General features: G+C 35.7%; 22 protein-coding genes. 13 read left to right on the top strand and 9 right to left on the bottom strand.

Translation table 11 applies throughout. The features are described 5' to 3' along the window. Positions 1-75: 75 nt before the first annotated feature. Complete coding sequence (locus IL45_RS09385; RefSeq protein WP_036583163.1) at positions 76-2,922, bottom strand: WD40/YVTN/BNR-like repeat-containing protein; 2,847 nt, start codon at positions 2,920-2,922, stop codon at positions 76-78. Positions 2,923-3,036: 114 nt separating this feature from the next. On the opposite strand from IL45_RS09385, the gene IL45_RS09380 reads away from it, so the two are divergent. The 3 genes from IL45_RS09380 (at position 3,037) to IL45_RS09370 (ending at position 5,930) form a co-directional block, all read left to right on the top strand. After that, positions 3,037-3,846 (top strand): DUF6503 family protein, encoded by an 810-nt coding sequence (locus IL45_RS09380; protein ID WP_036583160.1) that lies wholly within the window; start codon positions 3,037-3,039, stop codon positions 3,844-3,846. A 291-nt stretch (positions 3,847-4,137) separates the two neighbouring features. Further along, positions 4,138-5,430 (top strand): aminopeptidase P family protein, encoded by a 1,293-nt coding sequence (locus IL45_RS09375; RefSeq protein ID WP_036583157.1) that lies wholly within the window; start codon positions 4,138-4,140, stop codon positions 5,428-5,430. A gap of 143 nt (positions 5,431-5,573) precedes the next feature. After that, on the top strand, positions 5,574-5,930 hold the full coding sequence (locus tag IL45_RS09370; protein WP_036583154.1) for a hypothetical protein: 357 nt from the start codon (positions 5,574-5,576) through the stop codon (positions 5,928-5,930). On the opposite strand, the gene IL45_RS09365 is transcribed toward IL45_RS09370, so the two are convergent. The 5 genes from IL45_RS09365 to IL45_RS09345 all read right to left on the bottom strand — a co-directional run bounded on the left by IL45_RS09365 (position 5,931) and on the right by IL45_RS09345 (position 10,269). Continuing rightward, positions 5,931-6,443 (bottom strand): DinB family protein, encoded by a 513-nt coding sequence (locus IL45_RS09365; RefSeq protein WP_036583150.1) that lies wholly within the window; start codon positions 6,441-6,443, stop codon positions 5,931-5,933. It abuts the gene before it with no gap. 5 nt (positions 6,444-6,448) lie between these two features. After that, complete coding sequence (locus IL45_RS09360; RefSeq protein WP_036583148.1) at positions 6,449-7,549, bottom strand: CNNM domain-containing protein; 1,101 nt, start codon at positions 7,547-7,549, stop codon at positions 6,449-6,451. Between the two features lie 32 nt (positions 7,550-7,581). Further along, a complete protein-coding gene (gene hemB / locus IL45_RS09355) occupies positions 7,582-8,556 on the bottom strand; it encodes a porphobilinogen synthase (protein WP_036583146.1) in 975 nt (324 codons plus the stop codon). Positions 8,557-8,900: 344 nt separating this feature from the next. Beyond that, a complete protein-coding gene (locus tag IL45_RS09350) occupies positions 8,901-9,482 on the bottom strand; it encodes a hypothetical protein (RefSeq protein ID WP_036583144.1) in 582 nt (193 codons plus the stop codon). A gap of 34 nt (positions 9,483-9,516) precedes the next feature. Then, positions 9,517-10,269, bottom strand: a complete 753-nt coding sequence (locus tag IL45_RS09345) for an SDR family NAD(P)-dependent oxidoreductase (RefSeq protein WP_036583143.1) — start codon at positions 10,267-10,269, stop codon at positions 9,517-9,519. A 256-nt stretch (positions 10,270-10,525) separates the two neighbouring features. Here IL45_RS09345 and IL45_RS09340 point away from each other — a divergent pair, with 256 nt between their 5' ends. From IL45_RS09340 to IL45_RS09300, 9 genes are all read left to right on the top strand, one after another. Beyond that, entirely contained in the window at positions 10,526-11,530 is a 1,005-nt protein-coding gene (locus tag IL45_RS09340; protein WP_036583142.1) for an AAA family ATPase, read from the top strand. A gap of 120 nt (positions 11,531-11,650) precedes the next feature. Next, positions 11,651-12,514 (top strand): DUF58 domain-containing protein, encoded by an 864-nt coding sequence (locus IL45_RS09335; RefSeq protein WP_036583140.1) that lies wholly within the window; start codon positions 11,651-11,653, stop codon positions 12,512-12,514. Beyond that, positions 12,511-14,145: a hypothetical protein gene (locus tag IL45_RS09330; RefSeq protein ID WP_036583138.1), complete on the top strand. Its 1,635-nt coding sequence runs from the start codon at positions 12,511-12,513 to the stop codon at positions 14,143-14,145. Before IL45_RS09335 ends, IL45_RS09330 begins: the two co-directional genes overlap by 4 nt. Next, positions 14,142-15,155 carry a vWA domain-containing protein gene (locus tag IL45_RS09325; protein ID WP_036583136.1) on the top strand — a complete coding sequence of 338 codons (1,014 nt, stop codon included), beginning with the start codon at positions 14,142-14,144 and terminating at the stop codon, positions 15,153-15,155. Before IL45_RS09330 ends, IL45_RS09325 begins: the two co-directional genes overlap by 4 nt. A gap of 18 nt (positions 15,156-15,173) precedes the next feature. Continuing rightward, positions 15,174-16,205 (top strand): VWA domain-containing protein, encoded by a 1,032-nt coding sequence (locus tag IL45_RS09320; RefSeq protein ID WP_036583134.1) that lies wholly within the window; start codon positions 15,174-15,176, stop codon positions 16,203-16,205. Then, a complete protein-coding gene (locus IL45_RS09315) occupies positions 16,198-17,037 on the top strand; it encodes a tetratricopeptide repeat protein (protein ID WP_036583131.1) in 840 nt (279 codons plus the stop codon). The genes IL45_RS09320 and IL45_RS09315 overlap by 8 nt, the downstream gene beginning before the upstream one ends. 1 nt (position 17,038) lies before the next feature. After that, positions 17,039-18,808, top strand: a complete 1,770-nt coding sequence (locus IL45_RS09310) for a BatD family protein (RefSeq protein ID WP_036583128.1) — start codon at positions 17,039-17,041, stop codon at positions 18,806-18,808. Positions 18,809-18,810: 2 nt separating this feature from the next. Continuing rightward, the gene (locus IL45_RS09305) at positions 18,811-19,569 is read left to right on the top strand and encodes an SH3 domain-containing protein (protein ID WP_036583126.1); all 759 of its coding nucleotides are present in this window, start codon (positions 18,811-18,813) and stop codon (positions 19,567-19,569) included. 117 nt (positions 19,570-19,686) lie between these two features. Then, positions 19,687-21,297 (top strand): SulP family inorganic anion transporter, encoded by a 1,611-nt coding sequence (locus tag IL45_RS09300; RefSeq protein ID WP_036583116.1) that lies wholly within the window; start codon positions 19,687-19,689, stop codon positions 21,295-21,297. A gap of 10 nt (positions 21,298-21,307) precedes the next feature. Here the strand turns inward: IL45_RS09300 and IL45_RS09295 are convergent, their stop codons facing one another. The 3 genes from IL45_RS09295 to hemA all read right to left on the bottom strand — a co-directional run bounded on the left by IL45_RS09295 (position 21,308) and on the right by hemA (position 24,147). Then, entirely contained in the window at positions 21,308-21,874 is a 567-nt protein-coding gene (locus IL45_RS09295) for a CvpA family protein (RefSeq protein ID WP_036583114.1), read from the bottom strand. Between the two features lie 64 nt (positions 21,875-21,938). Next, positions 21,939-22,892, bottom strand: coding sequence for a hydroxymethylbilane synthase (gene hemC / locus IL45_RS09290; RefSeq protein WP_036583112.1), 954 nt, complete (start codon positions 22,890-22,892; stop codon positions 21,939-21,941). Continuing rightward, positions 22,882-24,147 (bottom strand): glutamyl-tRNA reductase, encoded by a 1,266-nt coding sequence (gene hemA / locus IL45_RS09285; RefSeq protein WP_036583110.1) that lies wholly within the window; start codon positions 24,145-24,147, stop codon positions 22,882-22,884. The genes hemC and hemA overlap by 11 nt, the downstream gene beginning before the upstream one ends. A gap of 189 nt (positions 24,148-24,336) precedes the next feature. On the opposite strand from hemA, the gene IL45_RS09280 reads away from it, so the two are divergent. Then, positions 24,337-25,212, top strand: a complete 876-nt coding sequence (locus IL45_RS09280) for a helix-turn-helix transcriptional regulator (RefSeq protein ID WP_081866631.1) — start codon at positions 24,337-24,339, stop codon at positions 25,210-25,212. Positions 25,213-25,219: the final 7 nt, after the last annotated feature.

Raw genomic sequence — 25,219 nt, 5'->3', positions numbered from 1 at the left:
TAAATCAAGAAATCTACATTTCAAAAAATCTTTAAATATAGCTACAGATTCTAGATTCTTAGCTCAATATTCTATCTACTCCACCATTTCCAAAACTTGCTCAACGCTTCCCATTGCACCACTTAATTTTACTGTGTATTTCCCAACAGGTAAATAGGTCTTACCATTATCTGCTGTTTTAGGTGTGTCTTTAAATCGCTTTATACCAGATTTTGAAATAGAGCCATCATATTCATAGAAGTTCAAGCCTTTGTCTGCTATTGTAGTGAGTTCTTGAACCGTTTTACCGTTTTCGTTGAGGATTTCTATTTTTACTTTTCCGGCTGCTGGACTATAAAAAGCTAATTCTATAGAAGGTTCTGGTCCTTCACTCCACATAAATCCTTTACTACCGTAACGAGAAGAAGCTCTTGTTTTATCAATTTTCGCAAAAGCGAAATTATTCCCTATAATTTCTAAGGCATCCAAATCTGCCAGGTAAATAGAACGACCATGTGTTCCTACCAGTAAATGATTTTCTTTTGGTTGGATTTTTAAATCGTGTACAGCAACTGGTGGCATACCGCCAGTTAGTAGGTTCCATGTTTTTCCTGTGTCTGTGCTTATATAAGTAGCGTTATCAGTTCCTGTAAAAAGGATATTCTCTTTTTCAGGATGTTCTATAATTACATTTACAGATGATGTTGGTATCGACGACCCAATGTTGTTCCAGGTTTTCCCATAATCTTCACTCATGTATATGTAAGGTGTAAAATCATCAATGCGATACCCATTAAGTGTCGCATAAACGCGTCCTTTTTTATGTTGTGATGCTGTCACTCTTGTCACCCAAAGATTAGCTGGCCAGCCGCCATTTAACTTTTGCCAGTTGGCACCACCATCTTTAGTAACTTGCACTAATCCATCATCTGATCCGGTATAAATTAGACCAAATTGGAATGGTGATTCGCTAATGGTTGTTAAAGTACCATAAGCTACATTTCCTTCTTTTCCACCTTGTGTTAAGTCAGGAGAAATTGCTGTCCAATCATCACCTTGGTTCATAGAACGATGTAGTTTATTACCACCTAGATATAATATATCTTGATTATGAGAGCTTAGTAAAATAGGTGTTTGCCAGTTAAAACGATAAGGGGATTCACCTAGTTCATGTTTAGGCTGTATGTATTTGCGGTCACCAGTTCCACGATTAATTCTGAAGTAATTACCAAATTGGTAACCTGTATAAACGATATCGCTATTACGTGAATCAATCTGGATTTGCATTCCATCACCACCCATAATAGTTTCCCATGGGTACTGACCGCGCTGGTGCCAGCTTCTGTCCTCAGGAGCGTTATGAGCACCTACCCAAACTCCATTATCCTGCAAACCACCATAGATGCGATATGGTTTTTGCAAGTCATAGTTAATTGCATAAAACTGACCTACACTAGGCGTGTTGTTCTTAATCCACGTTTCACCATCGTCATAAGAGATGTTGAGTCCACCATCGTTACCATTAATAAGATGACCACGTTTGTTAGGATTGATCCATAGGGCGTGATGATCGGCATGTACATTTTCACGAGAGATACTTTTCCAGTTGGCACCACCATCATCAGATTTTACGATAGGAACTCCCATTACATAAACGTGATTCACATCACTAGGATCTACTCTTACCTGTGCAAAGTAGTAGCCATAGCTGTAAAACACATCGTCTATCTGGCCTTCATGAGTTTTTTTCCAAGTTTTCCCTCCATCATTACTGCGGTATAGTTCAGCTCCTTTTACTGGTGTGTCAAAGAGTTGTGTGTTTGCGTTTTCTAAATATTTTGCAACATCTAGTGGAGTTGCATCGCCACTGCGCACCATGTTTTTTACATTGTCTGCTCTGTATTTTTCTTGGAAACCATTTCTCTTCAAAAACTTGTTAAGTTTATCGTTATCGAGTTTTAAGAAAGCTTCTTTGGACATGGATTTGAAATCATCTTTTGAAAGGTCATTTTTGGAGTTCGCTTTCGCGAAAGCGTTATTTCCACTGTCATCCTTATCTCTACGGAATTGTGAGTCATGAACCGCATATACCGTGTTATCATCATATACAGCAAGTCCTATACGTCCAACTCCAGATCCTACTGGGAAACCACTTTTTTCTGTGGTGATTTTTTCCCAAGTTTGTCCAGCGTCCGTGCTTTTATAAATAGCACTAGCATCGCCATCTCCATCAAAGTTCCATGCTTTACGGTCTTTTTCCCAGCTAGCAGCATACATAATATTAAAATTATTAGGGCTGTGCGCTAAATCTATAAAGCCGGCCATGTCTGTTGCATAAAGTGTTTTTTCCCAGCTTGATCCGCCATTTTTAGTCGTGTAAATTCCTCGTGCGTCACTAGTAGAATATAATGGTCCTGTCACAGCAACAATCACATGATCACCATTTGACGGGTTGATCAAAATACGTCCGATGTGATGTGAGTCTGTAAGCATAGGTTGACTCCATGTTTTTCCCCAATCTGTTGATTTTAAAACACCTATACCGGCATAACTACTGCGACTAGAGTTATTTTCTCCGGTTCCTGCCCATATTGTTTTATCAGTCCAATCTACAGCGATATCACCTAGGTTAATCGTTCCTGCACTATCCATTATAGGAGTAAAACTCGTTCCATTATTATCAGTGTACCACAATCCACCGCTGGCATAAGCGACCAGCATCTCTGTAGGGTCTACAGGATTTACATCGACGTCTACTACACGACCAGACATTACGGTAGGTCCTACATTTTTAAATTCAAGATTCTTGAATGGCGAGTTTTGCGCCATTTGTTGGTGTTGTAATAGGCCTTGTTGAACTTGAGTTGCAGCAGTCGCTTTCGGACTCTGGCAAAAGCCTATGAAACTAGAAAATATTATGGCAAAGGATAGAACTTTGTTCATGGATGTTTTTTTTGGTGCTTAAAGATAAGCAAGGCGGTTTTTAAAATTCTTATTCTAACATTTTTTTACCATGACCCTAACATAATCGTGATACTCTTTTTATACTTTTCCAACATGAAAAAAATATTATTAACCTTATTAGCAGGTGTTTTATTAATATCCTGTAAGAGTGAAAACAAAAAAGAGGCATTACCTCTTCAAACAGAAATTGCACCAGTTGAGCAAATAGATTTATCTATATATCCTCAAGCATATCAAGATGTCCTAGCCACACACGGTGGGCTTGCGCAATGGAGCGCTATGCAAAGCCTTACATTTAAAATGCCCAAAGAAAATGGTGATGAAGTCCATACTACAGATTTAAAAACTAGAGATGTAGTTATTGAGACAGAAAAGTATCAAATAGGTTCACATAATGGTAAGGTATGGCTTGCACAAGACAGTACTTATTACCCTAAGAACAGAGCAAGATTTTATCACAATTTGATGTTCTATTTCTATACAATGCCATTCATACTTGCAGATGATGGTATAGTTTACAGTGAAACAGCTTCTTTAGAAAAAGACGGAATCTCATATCCAGGAATTAAAATTGCTTATCAGTCTAATGTAGGCGACTCACCAGACGATGAGTACATTTTATATTACCATCCAGAATCTAAAAAAATGGAATGGTTAGCTTATACCGTTACTAGAGGACAAGGTTCTAAGTCAACCGATTTTCATTTTATTAAGTACAATAAATGGCAAGAAGTAAATGGATTATTACTACCAGAAGAATTAACCTGGTATAAAACTGAAAATAATCTACCTACAGAGGCTAGAGGTAAACCTCGCATTTTTACAAATGTTGATATAGATGCTAGTCATATGGGTGCAGACTTCTACACCATACCAGATAATGGTGTCTATGTAGATGAATAATATCTCACTTATTTATAGTAACTTAAGACCATCAACCACAATCTTAAAATTATTATGGAAGTTGCTAGATATGTTATCATCGGAATTGTATTAGTTGCTATTTTACTGCTCGTAGTTACTTTTTTGAAAAATCAAAAAAAGCGTAAGAGAAGACCTTAACATTAAATGTTATAGATTTCTGTAAACCTTTGCTATCTCTTGAAGCATTGGTATCTTGCTAGCCGCTTTAAAGTACTTTAATACAAATGCTTTAAAACGAGTTTACTACCACTATTTACAACAAATTGAATTATGAAATATCATCCTATAGATCCTAAACTCTTTATTAAAAACCGCAAAAACTTTATGGCCAAAATGAAGCCATCGAGTCTAGCCGTATTTAATTCAAACGATATTTTTACAACAGGCGCAGACAGCACAATGCCATTTAAGCAGCATCGAGATATTTTCTATCTAAGTGGTGCAGATCAAGAAAATACCATTTTAGTATTATTTCCAGATAGCCCAGACCCAGCGCATCGTGAGGTATTGTTTGTTACAGAGACTAATGAGCACATCGCCATATGGGAAGGCGAGAAGCTGACTAAAGAACGCGCGACTGAAGTATCGGGTATTAAAACTGTTTATTGGTTAAATGATTTTGACAAGAAGTTTTTTGAAATGATGACCCAATGCGACACGATTTATTTCAATACTAATGAGCACTACCGTCAGGCTGTTGAAATGGAGTCACGTGAAGATCGTTTCATTAAAAAGACTAAAGCGCAATATCCAGCACATAATTATGCAAAATCAGCTCCTATTTTACAACGCTTGCGTGCTGTAAAAGATCAGATAGAAATAGATTTATTACAACAAGCTTGCGACATTACAAATACTGGTTTTCGTCGGGTTCTAGAGTTTACTAAACCTGGTGTCATGGAGTTTGACCTAGAAGCAGAGTTTTTACATGAGTTTATAAGAAGACGCAGCGACGGGTTTGCTTATACACCGATTATCGCGAGTGGTAATAATGCAAACGTATTACACTATATAGAGAATAATCAAGAGTGTAAAGACGGCGATTTAATTCTGATCGATGCAGGTGCGCAATATGCAAACTATGCAAGTGATATGTCTAGAACCATTCCTGTAAACGGGCGTTATACAGACCGTCAAAAAGATGTTTATAATGCGGTTCTTAGAGTCAAGAATGAAGCTACCAAAATGCTGGTTCCAGGAACGCTCTGGAAAGAATACCATGTTGAGGTAGGTAAAATAATGACTAGTGAGTTAATAGGTCTAGGTCTACTTGATAAAACGGATGTGCAGAACGAAAATCCGGACTGGCCAGCTTATAAGAAATATTTCATGCATGGAACATCTCATCATATGGGATTAGATACTCACGATTACGGTATATTATGGGAACCTATGCAAGCCGGTAATGTCTTTACTGTAGAACCAGGTATCTATTTGCCAGAAGAAGGTTTTGGAATTAGACTAGAAGATGACGTAGTTATCAATAGCAGTGGTGAACCATTTAATTTAATGCGTGACATACCTATTGAAATTGAAGAAATTGAAGACTTGATGAATAAATAGCAACTGTCTTATTAATCACAATGCCGTTTTACTTATGTAGAGCGGCATTTTTCATTAATAGCAATTGTTGGTGTGCTGTAAAAGCTTTAAAATATTACGCTTTCGCGAAAGCATAATCCCAACACACATCGTACTTTTACAGCATGAGCAGAGATGAACAATTAAAGGAACGATGGGCACAGACAGTTGCCTTTTTTCAAGAGCGATTCAGTGATGGAGAACAAATGGATATAGATGCTATATTGTTCATGATAGGAGTTCAAGAATTGGGACAGCTGCATCGTAAGTTTCAGAAAGATGAGAAATACCAACTCATGCACATTGCGATATGTCGTGTTCTAGAACCTTATGGCTATTATGAATTCTCGCATTTTGATGATGATAAATGGCCACATTATATCGTAAAAGAGAATTTGCCGCCGCTAAAAGCAGGAGAACAGTCTTTATTAATGAAAGAAGCTATAGTACAGTATATGATTGATGCTGAGGTTATCAACTAACTACCATCCACTATATCTAGGTAAGTCTACATTACACATGTTGAGATATACAATAAGTTGACCACGATGATGTGTAACATGATCTTGCAATAAGTTAAGAATTTGTAATCTAGATTTAGGTCCAGCATAAAATTCGACAACTTCTTCAAACTTTCCAGCATCCATAGCTTTTACAGCATTATATATATCGTCAAATCTAGATTGCAGGGCAATAATGAGATCTTCTTTAGATAAATCAGATAGGTCTTCTGGTTCTCCTACAGTTTCTAGATTAAAGTAAGTTGTGCCCAGCCATTTCATGTTGCCTTCAATATGTATCAATTGAGTTTTAAAACTCATTTGACGTTTCGTAGGCTTGAAGTCGTATTTATCTTCAGGCATTGCTTGTGCAATAGCGACGAGATATTCTTTTGAATTATTCCACTTTTCTAGAAATGCACCTTTCACATTAGTTTGTTGAGCCATGCTTGTAATTCCCAATAAAATAGTAAGAAGGAGAATGGCTTTTTTCATGAGACCTATAAATTTGAATCTTGTTCTGGATTTTCTAAACCAAGAGATTTAGATCTTTTTTCCCAATTTTTACGTGCTAATTGCTGCATGTCTTCAACATTATCACTTTCATCCATAATTTCTAATCCTAGCATGGTTTCTATGACATCTTCCATAGTAACGACACCTTGTACGCTACCATAATCATCTACGGCTAGTGCCATATGTTCTTTAGTAGCAATCATTTTTTCAAATAATTGTGGGATAGGCATATTTGCAGGTACCATAGAAATTTCGCGACGTAAATCTTCAAGTGTTTCTGCTGGTTTATCGTGTATAATATCTTCTAGAATATGATCTTTAAGTACGTATCCTTTAATGTCATCTCTATTAGTCCCAAAAACGGGAATACGAGAGAATCGCAATTCCTGATTTTCTTTAAAGAAATCTTTAATCTTCATAGACTGCGGCGCCATAAACATGACTGATCGTGGCGTCATCACGTCTTTAACTTCAATCTGATTAAAGTTCATAAGGCTTTTGATATACTGACCTTCTGATGGGTCAAAAACGCCTTCTTTCTCTGCTGTATCTGTAATGGCAATAAAATCTTCACGAGTCATGGTGTTCATGTGAGCGCTTTTACCAATGGCTTTAGTGGTTAATTGTAATACCCATAAAATTCCTAACCATTTTAATGGAAAAATCATGATATTTAATGCTGTAGTCGTAAAACCAGCAAGGCTTTGCCAGTAAGTCGCCCCAATCGTCTTAGGAATGATTTCAGACACTACAAGAATTAAAACGGTCATGATACCCGATACAATCCCAACAAATGGTATCCCAAAATAACTGCTGTCATATCCACTACCACTTACCATATTTTCTGCTTGAACACCTACTAGAATTGCTCCTACCGTATGAGCAAGCGTATTTAAAGTCAGAATGGCAATAAGTGGTTTGTCCACATCTTTTTTAAGTTCTTTTAATGCTGGAATATAGGAAGCACCTTCTTGACCTTTTACTTTCATAAAAGTACCAGTAATACTCAATAATACCGCTTCTAGAATAGAGCAGAGAAAGGAAAAGAAAATCGAAACTGTTGCGTAAATAAGGAGTAATCCCATGAATAGTTTTTTGTAAAGTTAATCAACAATTTTTAACCTAGTAATTTAACTACATCTTTAGCAAAATAACTCGCTATAAGATCAGCTCCAGCTCTTTTAATGGCAGTGACTTGTTCCATCATCACGGCGTCGTGGTTCAACCAGCCTTTTTCTGCCGCAGCTTTAAGCATCGCATACTCACCACTCACTTGATAAACACTAATAGGAACTTCAACTTCGTTTTTTAAATCACGCACGATATCTAGATAACACAATCCTGGTTTTACCATAACTATGTCTGCTCCTTCATCGATATCCATGAGTGTTTCTCTTATGGCTTCACTACGGTTTGCAGGATCCATCTGATAGGTTTTTTTATCTCCAAAACCAGGCGCGCTATCCAGTGCATCTCTAAAAGGTCCATAAAAAGCGCTAGCATACTTTGCGCTATAACTCATGATTCCTGTATTTTTAAAACCTTCTTCTTCTAGAGCTTCACGTATATAAAGAATACGTCCATCCATCATGTCGCTAGGCGCTACCATATCTGCTCCAGCCTGTGCATGTGAGACGCTCATTTGAGCCAGCACTTCAGCAGTTTCATCATTTAGAATCTCACCGTTTTCTACTATACCATCATGGCCATAACTTGAAAAAGGATCCAATGCAACATCTGTCATAACATACATATCTGGCGCTACATCTTTGACTGTTTTAATAGCGCGTTGCATCAAACCATTTGCATTAATAGCTTCAGTTCCTTTATTGTCTTTTAGATTGTCGGGAACTTTTACAAAAAGCAACACACTTTTCAATCCCATAGACCATAGCGTTTTTACTTCTTCTTTAAGTAAATCTAGACTATAACGATAGTAATCTGGCATAGAGGCGATTTCTTCCTTTATACCAGTTCCTTCTACTATAAACAGAGGAACGATAAAATCATTAGGTGATATTATGGTCTCTTGAACCATTGATCTTATAGCGTTGTTTGTTCTTAATCTTCTATTACGTCTTAATGGGTACATATAATTGTGGTAAGTGTTTGAGCAAAAATCGGAATTTTGTGGCGTACTGCGGCATTTTTAATATAACCATTTTAGCATCGCTATATTTGATAGTGCTAGGCACACCTTATCTATATCTTCATGCTGCTGGAATAGGTCAACAAGAGACTCGTTTATTATTAAAAAGTGATTAAGTAATTCTAAACTTTGCTTTTGTTGGTCCTACTAATAATAAATATTACATTATCTAAAACTCATGCTTGTTTTTCTTTAATAAGGGAAAGTTTATATTAAAAACCAGAGTTACAAAATTAGTTTTGATATTAAGTAACTAGTCCAAAATTGTACAATGTAATAAGCATAATTTACTTTTCATTAGGTTTAATAATCAACTTTGAATTAAAGAAATTTTCAACTTCCGTAAAATAATCTTCACCATAGTAAATCATAAATTCACCATCCGGTTTTAATATAAAAAAACCTGAACAATTTTTTTGCTTAGTAAAAATATAACTTTTAAAAAACCCTTGATCTTGTTGGTAGTAATATTTTGATTCATAAATGTTTTTGAAAAAAGAATCTTCAGTATATATAAAGAAGTCCACAGCATTATAAGATTTACTCATTCTATTAGAAATTCTTTTTCCATTATCTGCAACTATAGAAATACTCGTGCTATCAGCATCAGCAAGAAGGCAGTTTTCACCGGCTTGCTCGTAATGAATTATAATAGATTTTCCATCAGGAATTACTGTATTTAAAGATTTTTGAATGGAACTTTTAATTTCTTCATATTCTTTATTAGTGAAAATACCTAGTATAGATTCTTTACTTTCTCTATAACTTTTATTAAGTCCTTTATTTACTTCAAGTCCATTAATATTTAAAATATTAGAGCAAGAAAATAGTATTGTCAATGAAGTCAGAATTAACAATGTTTTTCTCATGATGGTAATAGGTAATTTATTGAAATAGTTTTTTCTATAACTCTTTCTTCAACACAGTACTACTGGCTTGCGCAGTACACATAACTGTTAAGTCTGCAATATTTACATGCGCAGGTCTGGTTACGGCAAATAAAATAACATCAGCAATATCTTGGGCTTGTAACGCTAGGTATCCTTGATATACTTTATCGGCTCTTTCAGAATCTCCTTTAAACCGCACCTCACTAAAGTTAGTCTCAACCAATCCTGGGTTTACAGCGCCGACACGTATGTTATAAGGGTTTAAATCTAATCGCATGCCAGTAGTAATGGCGTCTACAGCATGTTTAGAGCCACAATAAACATTACCGTTAGGGTATACTTCTTTTCCTGCAGTCGAACCTATGTTGATGATTTGCCCACGTTTTCTGTCTCGCATTTGAGGAATAATTACATTACTAACGTAAAGCAGTCCTTTAACATTAATATCCATCATCGCATCCCAATCATCGATACTACCTTTATCAATAGGATCTAGACCATGGGCATTTCCTGCGTTGTTGATTAAGATATCTATTTCATTAAAAGGTGCTTTTAAGCTTGCTATTTGAGAAGCAACCATATCTTTATCACGCACATCAAATGCTAATGTTTCTACCGGTACAACCGCACTTAATTCTTCTTTAAGTTCTGCTAGTTTTATCGTGTTTCTTCCACATAATACGATGGCAAATCCATTTTCGGCTAGTGTTATAGCTGTTGCGAGTCCTATACCGCTGGTGGCACCTGTGATTAATACTGTTTTCATTGCGAGTACTTTGTACAAAAATAAGCAATAGTTAGGTTTGAGTACGCTTCCGCGAAAGCGTAATTCACACACTCTTATTACTTAATCAGTCCTACTTTTCTCTTATTTATCCTACAATTTGCTTGGTATCTGTTTGAATTTGATATTATTCTTAAATTTTTACGATTTTTTATGCATTTTTAACGCACGATTAACAGCATACATGATAAGAAAACTACAATTTGCGAGTTAGATTGAATGTAATAGTACATCACTTATGGATCAACAAAATACCGCTATCGATATAGCAAGTATCAATGAAAAAATAGCCCAAGAAAGTCAATTTGTAGACTTATTGGTTAATGAAATGAATAAGGTGATTGTAGGCCAGCAATACATGGTAGAACGATTGCTTATAGGTTTATTAGGTCGTGGACATATTTTATTAGAAGGAGTGCCTGGTCTAGCAAAAACACTAGCCATTACTACATTATCTAAGGCAGTTAGTGGTTCGTTCTCAAGAATTCAGTTTACTCCAGATTTACTTCCTGCAGATGTAGTGGGGACTTTAATCTATAACATGAAGGATGGCGAGTTCAATATTAAAAAAGGACCCGTTTTTGCAAATTTTGTTCTTGCAGATGAGATTAACCGTGCGCCAGCAAAAGTGCAAAGTGCACTACTAGAGGCTATGCAAGAAAAGCAAGTTACGATAGGTGATACTACTTTTCCATTGCAACGACCATTTTTAGTAATGGCAACACAAAATCCAGTAGATCAAGAAGGTACTTATCCATTGCCAGAGGCGCAAATGGATCGTTTTATGTTAAAAACGGTAATTGACTATCCTACCATTGCAGATGAGCAGTTCATTATGCGTGCTAATCTTAAAAAAGATTTTCCTGAGCCTAATGCGGTTGTTAGCATAGATCAAATTTTGCGTGCTCAAGAAGCCGTTGAAATTGTCTACATGGATGAGAAAATTGAGAAATATATTCTAGATATCATATTTGCAACGCGTTATCCAGAAAACTACGGTTTACATGATTTAAAACCACTTATCAGTTTTGGGGCTTCACCTCGTGGATCTATTAACCTTGCTAAAGCTGCAAAATGTTATGCGTTTATCAAACGTCGTGGATATGTAGTGCCAGAAGATGTGCGTGCTGTAGTATTAGATGTATTACGTCATCGTATTGGGATCACCTATGAAGCCGAGGCAGAAAACTTTACTACTGAAGATATTGTCAATAAAATCGTGAATACGATAGAAGTACCATAGATATATAATTTTAATTATTAAAACAGTAATCACCATTTGAACTAGTGGTGAGTTAGCGTATAGTCTTGGTCAGATTATAAACATATTATCATTAATCAATAATCACCACCCATTTCAATAGTGGATACTAAAGAACTTCTTAAAAAAGTCCGTAAAATCGAAATCAAAACACGTCGACTAAGTGATGCTGTTTTTGGTGGCGAGTACCATAGTGCGTTCAAAGGTCGTGGTATGACTTTTAGTGAAGTGCGCAAGTATCAATATGGTGACGACGTAAGAAATATAGACTGGAATGTAACGGCAAAATACAGTGAGCCATTTATTAAAGTTTTTGAAGAGGAACGTGAACTTACACTCATGTTGGTTGCCGATGTGAGTGGATCAACACTTTTTGGTACACAAGAGCAAATCAAGAAAGAAATTATCACTGAACTTTGTGCAACATTAGCGTTTAGTGCATTACAAAATAATGATAAAGTCGGGTTGCTATTGTTTTCTGACCAAGTTGAATTGTTTTTACCGCCTAAAAAAGGGAAGTCATACATTCTGAGAATTATTAGAGAATTACTTGAATTTGAGCCTCAACATAAGACAACTAACATAGGTGGTGCACTAGAGTTTATGGCAGGTGTTTTAAAGAAAAAAGCTATTGTATTTGTAATGTCAGATTTTATGGCAACAGATTATGATAGAACTTTAAAGATTATAGGACGCAAGCATGATGTCACTGGTGTGCGTGTATATGATCAGAGAGAAGCCGAAATGCCTAATATAGGACTAGTTCAATTTAAAGATCAAGAGTCTGGTAAAAGTCAAATGGTAAATACCAGTTCAAAATCTATACGTAATAAATATGCGGCGCATCACCTAGAGTGCGCAAACTATTTTAAAAATGCGTTTACTAAGTCAGATAGTGGAGCTATTGATCTAGAAACGAAAGAAAGTTACACAAAGAAATTATTAGGATATTTTAAAACACGATGAAGCAATTGATTCAAATATTCTTTTTCGGGTTTTTAAGCATGACCCAACTATTAGCTCAACAGCCAGTACAAACTACTGTTGATCGTAATGAAATACTAATGGGTGAAGAGGTGAAACTAGGTATTACCGTAGATGCTACAAGTACAGATTTAATTGTTTTTCCAGAACAGGCAAAATTTGGTCAGTTAGAAGTTATAGAGTCTTATCCAGTAGACACAATACGTGAAAATGATCGATTGAGATTATTTAAACAATATGGGATTACTCAATGGGATTCTGGTGATTATTATGTTCCACAATTAAGCATTCTTAAAAACGAGGCTAAAATATTTTCGGATTCCATAATTGTAAAAGTTCGCGAGGTACAAGTGGATACTGCAAAACAAAAAATGTTTGACATAAAGCCAGCTATCGATATACCAGACACAAGACCTACTGACTGGAGCTGGTTATGGTGGCTGCTATTGCTTTTACCACTAGGTGGTCTTATATATCTGCTTACGCGAAAGCGTGAAAAGAAAACCTATGAGGAAACATTACAGCCTTATGAATGGACTAGATATCGTTTATCAAAACTAGATGAACAGCAGTTGTTAGAGCAAAAACGCTCTAAAGAATTCTATACAGAGTTGACTTATATTATTAGAAAATATATTGACTCTAAGGTATATGGACATGCTTTAGAGAGCACAACAGGACAATTATTAGGTGAACTTAAAACAGTTATGGTTGATCGTGGTATGAACATTACATCAACGACAGAGACTCGACTTAAAGAAATATTAGAAAGAGCAGATCTTGTAAAATTTGCTGGTGTCGCACCAGATGCCATTACTGCAAAAGAAGATCGATTGCACACAACCGATATTATCTATAACATTCATCAGGTACTACCACCACCTACTGAAGAGGAGTTGATGATGGATGCAAAATATAGAAGAAAGCAAGAATTGAAAGCGCAAGCTAAAAAAATTGCGCTAGGTGCAGGATTAGCTTTAATTACGATAATAATTGCGTTAGGTAGTTGGATTTATATTGAAGGAGCAAATAATGTTAAGGATAAGATACTAGGAAACGAGTTACGCGATTATTATGAGCAGGACTGGTTGCGATCGGGTTATGGTGTTCCAGAAGTAGCTATTACCACTCCAGATATATTAGTGCGTACAGATGAGGATAAACTTCCCGAAGAGCTTTCTCAATATGTAGGTGCATTTGATAACTTTCAATTAGGTGAAGATGGCGATGATCTGACCATTACAGTATCTACATATTTATTTAAAGAAGGTGCACAGCTTAATGAACTTAATGCGCAAAACTTAATCGGTCCTGTTACTAGTGGTCTGGAACAAGATGGAGCGACTAATATTGTTATGCTAGATAACGAGTTAGAGCATAAAGGAATGAAAGGGCTGGAGTTTTCAGGAACCTTTGATTTTGAAGGCTCGATATATGAGTATGACCTATGGATTTTTAATGAAAATAGTGGAATGCAACAAATTTTTGTAACTCACTTAGAAGATGAGGAAGAGGATAAATTTAGAGAGTATGGTCGTTTGATTAAAGAACGTATCCTAAGTTCTATTGAGATTGCAAAAATTGAAAATTCTAAAAAACAATCAGGTAAATGATAAACTGGTTTAATAGTATCGAGTTTCTAGATCCGCAAATGTTCTGGTTATTGCTGGCTATACCAGTTGCAATTGCATGGTATCTCTGGACACATCGTAGACAGCAAGCTCAAGTTCAAATCTCTAGTTTGAAGGGTTTTAAAGTAGAGACCTCTTGGTTAGCAAATTTGCGTCCTTTACTTTTTATATTGAGATTGATTGTACTCGCATTAATTATTACCGCTTTAGCAAGGCCACAAACTACCGATGTTACTACAAAGACTAAAAAAACTGAAGGTATAGATATTGTGCTGGCCGTAGATGTTAGTGCAAGTATGCTAGCCGAAGATTTAAAACCTAATCGATTAGAAGCTACTAAAAAGGTTGCAGCAGACTTTATTAAAGGTAGGCCCAATGATCGAATAGGAGTAGTAGTATATGCAGGAGAAAGTTATACTAAAACGCCCATTACTACAGATGAAATGATCTCGTTAAGAGCCATTAATGAAATAGCATTTGACGGTGTGTTAGAAAACGGAACTGCAATTGGTATGGGACTAGCCACGGCAGTCAATAGATTAAAAGACAGTGAAGCATTAAGTAAGGTTATTATTTTAATGACTGATGGAGTTAATAATAGTGGATTTATAGACCCTAAAATTGCAAGTGAACTAGCACTAGAGTACGATATTAAGGTGTACACGATAGGAATTGGTACTAACGGTAATGCGCCATCACCAGTTGCGCAAATAGGTAAAAATAAATTTCGTATGGCGATGATGCCAGTAGAAATTGATGAAGATTTAATGAAGCAAATCGCTGCAGATACCGGTGGTAAATATTTTAGAGCGACTAACAATAAGAAGCTTGAGGAAATCTATGGAGAAATAGACAAGCTAGAAAAGACAGAAATAGAAGAGTTTAAATTTATAAATACTGAAGAAAAATATAGAATCCTTGTGCTCATCGCATTAGGATTTTTAGGGCTAGAAATGCTATTGCGCTACACTATTTTTAGAACGGTTGCTTAAACTTCAGAAAACAATATTATGTATCTATTAGAAGAGAAAATATACTTTTGGCTACTATGCATCATTCCGGTGCTAGTATTGCTATTTATATTTTTATCATACTGGCGTTATAGAGCGCAGCGCAAGTATGCAGAAAAACATATGCTTTCTCATTTAATTCCAGATCGTTCTTGGTTCAAGCCTATCTTAAAACTAGTCACTATTAGTGTAGGAATTTTGTTTTTGGTAATCGCATTAGTCAATCTCAAGGCTGGAACAAAAATAGAAACCGTTAAAAGAGAAGGCGTTGACATCGTGTTTGCAGTAGATATTTCCAAATCGATGCTTGCTGAGGATATTGCACCTAGTCGTCTAGAAAAATCACAACAACTAGTAACTCAAATTATTAATAACCTAGCTAGTGATCGTATAGGATTAATCGCTTATGCAGGATCTGCCGTGCCACAATTGCCTATTACCACAGACTATAGTAGCGCAAAAATGTTTTTGCAATCTATGAATACAGATCTAGTTTCTAGTCAAGGTACAGCCATTGCAGAGGCGATACAACTAGCAGAAAGTTATTATAGTGAAGATACTGAAGCTTCAAAAGTGCTCGTCATCATATCTGATGGTGAGGATCATGAAGGAGAAGCTCTAGATTATGCTGAGGCAGCTGCAGAAAATGGAATACGTATCATTACCATAGGAGTAGGTACTGAAAAAGGTGGAACCATTCCTATTAAACGCAATGGTATTGTACGTGAATTTAAAAAAGATAGAGATGGTAACACCGTTATAACCAGACTTAATTCTGAAACGCTAGAAGAAATAGCAAGTGTAGGTAATGGGGTTTATATCGATGGTACAGTAACCGCTAGCGTAATTGAAAAATTAAAAGAAGAACTCTCAGGTATTGATAAAGTTGAATTTGAATCACAGCAGTACGCAGATTTTGAATCTCAATTTCAATGGTTTCTGGGCTTTGGATTGTTCTTTTTATTTTTAGATATCTTTTATTTAGAGAAAAAAACGGCGTGGCTTAAAAAATTAAACCTTTTCAATGAGTAATAGTCATAAACATATTATCTGTGTGGTTGCATTGAGCTTGTTAGGTCTCGCTTTCGCGAAAGCACAACAAAACAAAGAATTAGACAAGGCATATGATACAGCTGTTGCAGAAGCTCAAGAATATACAGCTGAAGGCGATTTTAATCAAGCAGAAGCATCTTATCGCAAGGCCACTGCACTTAAACCTGGCGCAGCAGAAGCTAGTTATAACTTAGGTACGCTATATTATAACAACGATAAAAAATTCAACTCTGTAGAGAATTATAAAAAGGCTGCCGAGGCATCTACAAGTAAAGAAGAAAAGCACAAGATTTATCATAATCTAGGGAACTCTTTTTTAGAAAATAAGCAATATGATGAAGCTGTAGAGGCCTATAAAAACGCCTTGCGCAATGACCCTACAGACGATGAAACTCGCTATAACCTTGCCCTTGCAAAACAAGAGAAAGAGAAAAATGGCGGCGGTGGCGGTGGAGGCAATGATGATCAAGATCAAGATAAGGATCAAGATAATAAAGAAGGTGATAAGGATGAGAATAGTGATGGTGATAATGAAGGTGATCAGAACGAGAAAGACGGTAAAGATCAAGAAGGCGATAAAGGCGATCAAAAAGAAAGTGATAAAGGAGAGAATAGTGAAGGAGAGAATGGTGATGGTAAACCTAAGGAACAAAATCAAGGACAGCAACCACAGCGTGTTGAAGGTAAATTAACGCCGCAGCAAGCAAGACAATTGTTAGAGGCGATGTCTAATGAAGAACAAAAGATTCAAGAAAAAGTAAACGCAAAAAAGGCTCAAGGCAAAAGCGTTAAAACAGAGAAAGACTGGTAATATGAGACATTTAATCATTTTCTGTTTGTTAATCATAACTGGCTGGACCAGTATGGCTCAAGTAGAATTTACAGCAACACCTACACGTGATAAAATTGCTATAAATGAACGCGTGCGTGTAGAGTTTAAGATGAATGTAGCAGGAGATAATTTTACGCCACCTAATTTTGAAGGTTTTCAAGTAGTTAGTGGTCCTATTCAATCATTTTCTCAACAATGGGTAAATGGTAAAAGTAGCATGAGTAAATCTTATAGTTACATTTTAAAGCCTAATAAGACAGGAAAGGTTACTATTAAACAGGCTGTTATGGAGTTTGAAGGAGCTGAGTATAAAACAGTCCCTTTTCAAATCGCTATCAATGGTGCTGTTGATGATCCTAAAGATGCAAATAGTCAAGAGATTACAGCAGATACTGATATTCACCTAGTCGCTGAGGTTTCAAAAGCAAATCCATATCTTAATGAACCTATTAAAGTGGTTTACAAACTGTATGTGGCAAATAACACTGGAGTAAGTGGATGGAATGAAATTGATAGCCCAAAGTATCCAGATTTTTGGTCTTTGAATATTGATAATCGTAATGCTCAAGTTAAAAACGGTAATTATCTAGGTCAACCGTATCGTTATTTACAATTAAGAGAAGTGGTTCTTTATCCACAGAAAACTGGCGAATTAGTTATTGAGCCTCTAACCTTAGATATTAATGTAGAAGTACCGACTAATAGGCGAGACTTTTTTGGTAGAACAGTTTTTAAAACGGTTTCAAAAACAGTAAGTGCAGGAAGTAGAAAAATAAACGTTAAGTCCATTCCGACAGCCGGACGTCCAGCAAGTTATACGGGAGCTGTAGGTGATTTTAAATTTAAGGTGGAACTTGATAAAGCGCAGTTAGATGCTGGAGAAAGTTTAAACGCCGTTGTAAAAGTGGGCGGAACTGGAAATTTAAAATTAATGGAATTGCCTAAACTTAAAGTTCCTCAAAGTCTTGAAGCTTATGAGCCAGAGCGTGGCAATGATGTTAAAACTAGTATTTCTGGAATGAAAGGAACTATAAGCGATACCTATGTAATAGTGCCGCAATATGGTGGGAAGTACATATTGCCACCGGTTGAGTTCTCTTATTTTGACCCCAAAAAAGAAACTTTTATAACTCTTAATAGTGGAGAAACTCTTATTGAAGTTAATGGTCCTGCGCCAGCATCTGGCTCTAATACTGCAGTTAATAATTCTACCGGCGCTAATAAAAATTTTATAAGCAACGATGCGCAATTTGCTTTTATCAAAACATCTACTGATTTTATAGATAAAGAATCAACCTATTTCTTTAATTCAACACCTTATTGGGTTGTTATAAGTGGTTCATTATTATTAATTCCTCTCGCCTTATTAGTAAGACGCAAACAAGAAGCTATTGCTAGCGATGTTATTGGAAATCGATTGAAAACTGCAAATAGATTAAGTAAAAAATATTTAAGTGCTGCAAAGAAAAACTTAGGAAATCATGATCAGTTTTATATCTCATTAGAAAAGTCATTACACAATTATTTAAAATCAAAGCTCAATATTCAAACTGCCGAAATGTCTAAGGATAGAGTTAGTGAGTTATTATTACAGCGTGGTGCAACGGTAGAAACTAATAAGGAATTTGTAGAATTGCTAGCCAGTTGTGAATTTGCTAGATACACACCTTCCTCAGATAGTGGTATGCAACAAGACTTTGAAAAAGCTAGTAAAGTCATTAATGAAATCGATAAACAATTAAAACGCTAATTATGAAGTGGATGACAAGCTTTTTGTTTTTGTTGATGACACTTATCGTAAGTGGTCAAGGTAGTGAAGTAGATGATCATTTTGCTAAAGCTAATCAAGCCTACACGGCTGAGAATTATCAAATGGCTATCTCAAATTATGAGGAGATACTTAAAACTGATGTTCACAGTGTTGACGTTTATTATAATCTCGGTAATTCCTATTATAAACTTAATCAGGTAGGACCAGCTATTTATAATTATGAAAAGGCATTAATGTTAGATCCTAGTAATGAAGATGTTTTAAATAATTTACAATTTGCAAAGCAAATGCGTATTGATGCAGTAGAGAGCTTACCAGAAAATGAATTTGAGTCTAAAGCAAGTTCAGTTGCCAGTTCTTTAACCATTGATGAATGGGCATATTTAAGCATTATTCTATTAATCATTTCTATACTTCTATTTGTACTATATCATTATTCTCAAACAGCTGGTAAGAAAAGGTTGTTTTTTCTATTAATGTTATTATTTGCTATTGGGGTAATTACTACAATAATAATAGGTTTTTATGCTCAAAATAACTTGGATAATCAGCAGTATGCTATCGTATATGCTGCAGAGTTTACTGCAAGAGAAGAACCTAAGCAGTCTAGCTCAGCAAGTTTTGTGATTCATGAAGGAACAAAAGTTGAGGTGCTAGAAGAGTTCAATGATTGGGCAAGAATCTCTTTAGAAAACGGTAGTAAAGCATGGGTAACTTTAGAAACAATTAAAAAGCTCTAATTCATATTTACTTATTCAGTACAGTGAACTGTTTCTTTTGTTTACAGGTTAACTCTTTTGTCGTTTTTTCTTTATACATTAGTTGATAGTGTTACTATTAATTAATAATAAAGAATAATGTTTAAATATTTATCTAAGGATATACCGGCAAGTGTCGTAGTATTTTTTGTGGCTCTACCTTTATGTCTAGGTATTGCATTAGCTAGTGGTGCACCACCATTTGCAGGAATGATTGCTGGAATTATAGGAGGTATCGTTGTAGGTTCTCTTAGTGGTTCTCAAATAGGTGTAAGCGGTCCTGCAGCTGGGCTAGCAGCTATAGTAATGACAGCCATTACTACCATGGGTTATGAAAACTTCTTAGTAGCTGTAGTAATAGGAGGAGTTATTCAAATACTATTCGGTATTGGTAAATTAGGTATCATTGGTTACTTTTTTCCGTCTTCTGTGATTAAAGGTATGTTGACCGGTATAGGAATCATTATTATTTTAAAGCAAATCCCTCATTTTTTTGGAATGGATGAAGATCCAGAAGGTGATTTTGCTTTCTTACAGCTGGATGGGGAAAATACTTTAACAGAGCTTCTTAAGGCTTTTAATGCATTAATAAGTGGTAACATTAGTATCGGAGCGACGGTTGTAGCTATTATTGCTATGGCTATTTTACTACTGTGGTCCAATATATTATCTAAGAAAGGTAAATTGTTTACTTTAATTCAAGGTCCATTAGTTGCCGTTGTGATAGGAATAGTATTCTACTTATTCACTAAAGATTCTTCGCTTGCAATTACTCAAGATCACTTAGTAAAAGTTCCAGTACCTAAAGATTTTGATAGCTTCTTAGGACAATTCAGTTTTCCTAATTTTTCTTCTCTTGGCAAAACAGAAGTTTGGATAACAGGATTTACTATTGCCTTAGTAGCATCATTAGAGACTCTGTTATGTGTAGAAGCTACCGATAAGTTAGATCCTGAAAAGAATGTAACTCCGACTAACAGAGAGTTATTTGCACAAGGTACAGGTAACATCCTATCGGGTCTGATAGGTGGATTACCTATCACTCAGGTTATTGTCCGTAGTTCTGCTAATATTCAATCAGGTGGTAAAACAAAACTATCTGCTATAATTCACGGTTTTTTCTTATTGATAGCAGTTATCTTAATTCCTACGTTACTCAATAAAATTCCACTATCTGTTCTTGCGGCTATTCTTTTTATTGTTGGTTTTAAACTTGCAAAGCCTTCTACATTTAAACAAATGTTTAGCCTGGGCTGGAAGCAATGGGTACCTTTTATAGTAACTATTTTAGGGATTATATTTAAAGACTTGTTATGGGGAATAGGGATCGGACTCGTAGTAGGGATTTTTATTACCTTAATTAAAAGTTTTCAAAATTCACATTTCTTGCACAAAGAAGGTGAAGATGTAAATGATGGAAAAATAAAAATGACCCTAGCTGAAGAGGTTACCTTTTTCAATAAAGCAACCATCCTTAAAGAACTAGATAAGATTCCTGAAAACTCTGTACTTGAACTAGACGTGACTAAGACAGTTTATTTAGATAATGATATTATAGAGATTCTAGAGGATTTCTCTCATAAAGCTAAGGACAGAAATATCACCATTGATCTAATCTCTCAACGTGGTAATGTTACTAATCCTGAAAGTTTTGTAGAATTCTTTAAACTGGATTATAAAGCAAAAAAGCTTCCTTTATCAGATCTTTAAGTGTTCTGTTTTAGAAGTTGCCAGATGTGTTTGTAGAATCTATTGGTGTCTCATTCTCATCTCTATCACCTCTTATCCTACGATCTACGCGATCAGCTTCTGCAAGAATTTTAGGAAGCAAAAAAGGTGCTAGTGGCTCTATGTGTTCATAAACTAAGCTGTCTTCGGTAGTTTGATCTCCTAAAAGATTAAATTCACCAGAGGCAGTTTTTATAAACATTAATATAACGCTTGCAAGAAAAGCCATTTTTATAAGTCCAAAAGCACCACCAGCTAGTTTATTCAAAAAGCCCAATTTTGCAGTTTTCATTAATTTAGTAATCAGCTTACCTACGTAGCTTATTACAAATATGATAACGACAAAAGTGATGATAAAGCTAGCTATCGTAATATAGGTTTCTTCCCATTCAAATTGTTTGCGCAACCAGTCTCCTGCATAATTTGAGAAATAAATAGAGCCGTAAATTGCCGCAATTAAAGCGAGTAAAGATGTAAGCTCTACAAAAAAACCGTTGAGATAGCCCTTCCAAAGGCCTATCAATAAAACAATACAAATAACAATATCTAACCAATTCATAGCCGTAAATATAATGAGTTGGTAAAGAACTTAACGGTCTTGAATAAAAAAGGAGTGTAAAACTCTAGGAATTAAGTACCGACTTAATGGATTGCATTAAAGCTTTTCCGCCGTTTGCAAATACTTTTTCTGATTGCGCTTTCGCGAAAGCGAGACCTAAATCAACATCTGTTTCTGTCAAGTTAATCTGATCTTTTACATCGATACGTTCCGTACCATCTATACTTAATAGACAGCCGGTAAAATCAATTTTATTATCACGCACTTGAGCAATCGCACCTATTGGAGCGGTACAACCGCCTTCTAATTCTCTTAGAAAACGTCGTTCTATGTCAACACATCGTTGTGTTTGAGCGTGATTAAGTTGTGAGGCCGCTTCTAATACAGCGGTATTATGTCCCATTGCGGCAATCATCATCGCGCCTTGAGCTGGTGCTGGCACAAAACTATCTAAGTCTGAATATTCAAACCCATAATTACTTCTTAATTGCGATAATAACCCGATACGGTCTAATCCTGCTTTTGCAAATATTGCAGCATTCCAGTCTTTATTACTATGTAATTTAGAAAGGCGTGTGTTAACATTACCTCTTATATCAACAACCTGATGTTGTGAGTACATATTAAGCCATTGGGCCTTGCGACGTAAACTACCAGTTGCGATAGTCATGGCTTCATCTGGATTAAAGTTAGACTTATATACTAAAATATCTTTCTGAGAAGCGCGCTCAAGCACAGCTGCTTGCACCATACCTTTAGGTAGTTGAGTAGGAACGTCTTTAAGACTATGCACTGCAATATCAATATCACCTTTAACTAGTGCGACATCGAGAGTTTTAGTAAAGATACCTGTGATGCCCATTTCATAAAGTGGCTCATCAAGATTAAGATCACCTTGTGATTTTACAGGTAATAATTCTGTTTGAAAACCTAAAGCTTCTAATTGAGACTGAACAGTTGTGGCCTGCCACATCGCTAGTTGTGAATCTCTTGTACCTATTCTTATTTTAAGACTCATAACTGCTTAATTCTTCTAGTTTAAAGACTTTATTGAGTAAACTTATCGCCTCTTCAGTGCTTTCATCTTCATTGCGTAAATGATTTGCAAAATGGCCAGCGATTTTTTGAATAATACGATCAGCTAGTACGTCTGCCTGTTCGTGATTAAAATCACTGAATTTTGTACGGCTATTTTTAATTTCAGCATCTTTAAGAGTAGAGAGTTTGGTTTTAAGGGCATGCATGGTAGGTGCAAACTGTCTAGAAACCATCCACTGCTTAAAATCTGCATGAACGTCTTTAATAATAGCCTGAGCTTGAGGTATAAAATTCTCTCTATTCTCAAGTGTCTTATGAGTCACTTTAGAAAGTTCGTCTAAGTGAATAAGCTTTACATTATCTAATTCTGTCACGTTATCATCCACATTTTTAGGTATGGATAGGTCCATGATTAGTAAAGGCTTATTAGTGTGTATGATCTGTTTAGAAACGGTAGGCTTTTGTGCGCCTGTAGCTACAATAATAATGTCTGATTGAGCAATTTCTTCTTCTAGTTGCGCATAATCTTTAACGATTAAGTCAAATCTTCCCGCGATACGTTCTGCCTTATCTTTAGTACGATTGATTAGTGTGATCTGCTTATTTTCTGTATGTTTTACTAGATTTTCACAGGTGTTACGACCTATTTTACCAGTTCCGAAAAGCAAAATCTTTTTTGCAGGTCCACCAGCAGGAAAGTTTTCTAAAATGTATTGTGCACTAGCAAAACTAACTGATGTTGCACCACTACTTAACTCTGTTTCGGTTTTAATGCGTTTACTAGCTTGTATGACACAATTCATCAAACGTTCCATGTAGGCATTAATCAAGCCTAATTTTTTTGAGCGTTTGAACGCCATTTTAAGCTGTCCTATAATCTCAAAATCTCCTAATATTTGACTGTCTAATCCAGTACCTACGGTATAGAGATGATTACAGGCGTCTTCGTTTTTTTGAATGTAGGCTATTTTTTGAAACTCCTCTACCGTACCATGCGAATGCTCACATAATAATCGTATTAGTTGAAAAGGATGCTGTGCAAATCCATAAAGCTCTGTACGATTACAGGTAGATATCACTGCTAGAGAAGGAATGCCTTCTTCTTTTGCTTCTAGTAATAAATTGTTGATCCCTTCTTCTGAAAGTGAAAAAAGTCCACGAGTCTCGGCATCGGCTTTGCGATAACTGAGACCTATACTGTAAAATGAAAAATGTTTGGGCTGAGCTGCCGCCATATACACTTTGATAATGAAAAACAAAATTATAAGACTAATCGTTATTAAAGTAACGCTATGAGTTCCAATTTAAACGCAATGAGTTACTTTTGTAGTTAAAATGTGTGTTTTGTACTGATAAATGGTGTTGTAAACGCTTTCGCGAAAGCAAAACACTGCTATTTAGAGTAATTATAAATAAGAATGAAAATGGAAAATATCGCTAAAGGTGCTGCTGAGGTGACCTTAATTGAAGAAGGATTTCAAGTAGTAAGATTAAAGAATGAAACAGATGACGTGGCGCATTTTCACCACGATGTGGATAATAGTTATATTCAATTTCATTTTTGTTTAAAAGGTCAGGTAGATCTAGCGTTTAATGAAGGTAGTTATAAGTTAAGTCTTTCAGAACAAAATAGTTATCTGCTGTATAATCCTTCTCGAGATTTACCTATTAATCTAGATTTAAAGGGTCATTCTTGGTTTATATGTGTATTAGTTTCTATAAAAAAATTCCACTCGTTATTCTCTCCTGATGCACAGCATGTGAGTTTCTTAAGTGCCGAGAATAAGGATAAGAAATACTATGTTGATGGCAGTATATCGCCGTCCATGGCTGTGGCATTGCATCAGTTAATGAATTATAATTTGAACGATGCTATTAAGAGATTATACTTTAAAGGTAAGTCTTATGAATTGATGTCTTTATACTTCAATAGTCCAGAAGATGCAGATGTTGAGGCATGCCCATTTCTAGTAGATGAGGACAATATGCGTAAGATTAAAAAAGCCAAGGAAATCATTATTGAACGTATGACCAATCCGCCATCCCTTAATGAACTAGCGATGGAAATAGGATTGTCTCTTAAAAAATTAAAAGAAGGTTTTAAAGAAGTGTATGGAGATACCGTTTATGGATTTTTACTGGATCATAAAATGGATTATGCACGTCAACTCCTAGATAGCGGTCAGCATAATGTAAATGAAGTCGGTCTTAAAGTGGGCTATAGTACAGCAAGCCATTTTATAAGTGCCTTTAAAAAGAAATATGGTACGACGCCTAAGAAATATTTAACCAGTAATTAAATGATAT

The sequence above is a fragment of the Nonlabens ulvanivorans genome (assembly GCF_000732625.1).
Classification (GTDB): domain Bacteria; phylum Bacteroidota; class Bacteroidia; order Flavobacteriales; family Flavobacteriaceae; genus Nonlabens; species Nonlabens ulvanivorans.
Note: the sequence above shows the minus strand (reverse complement) of the source record. Positions and strands in the feature narration are given on the sequence as shown.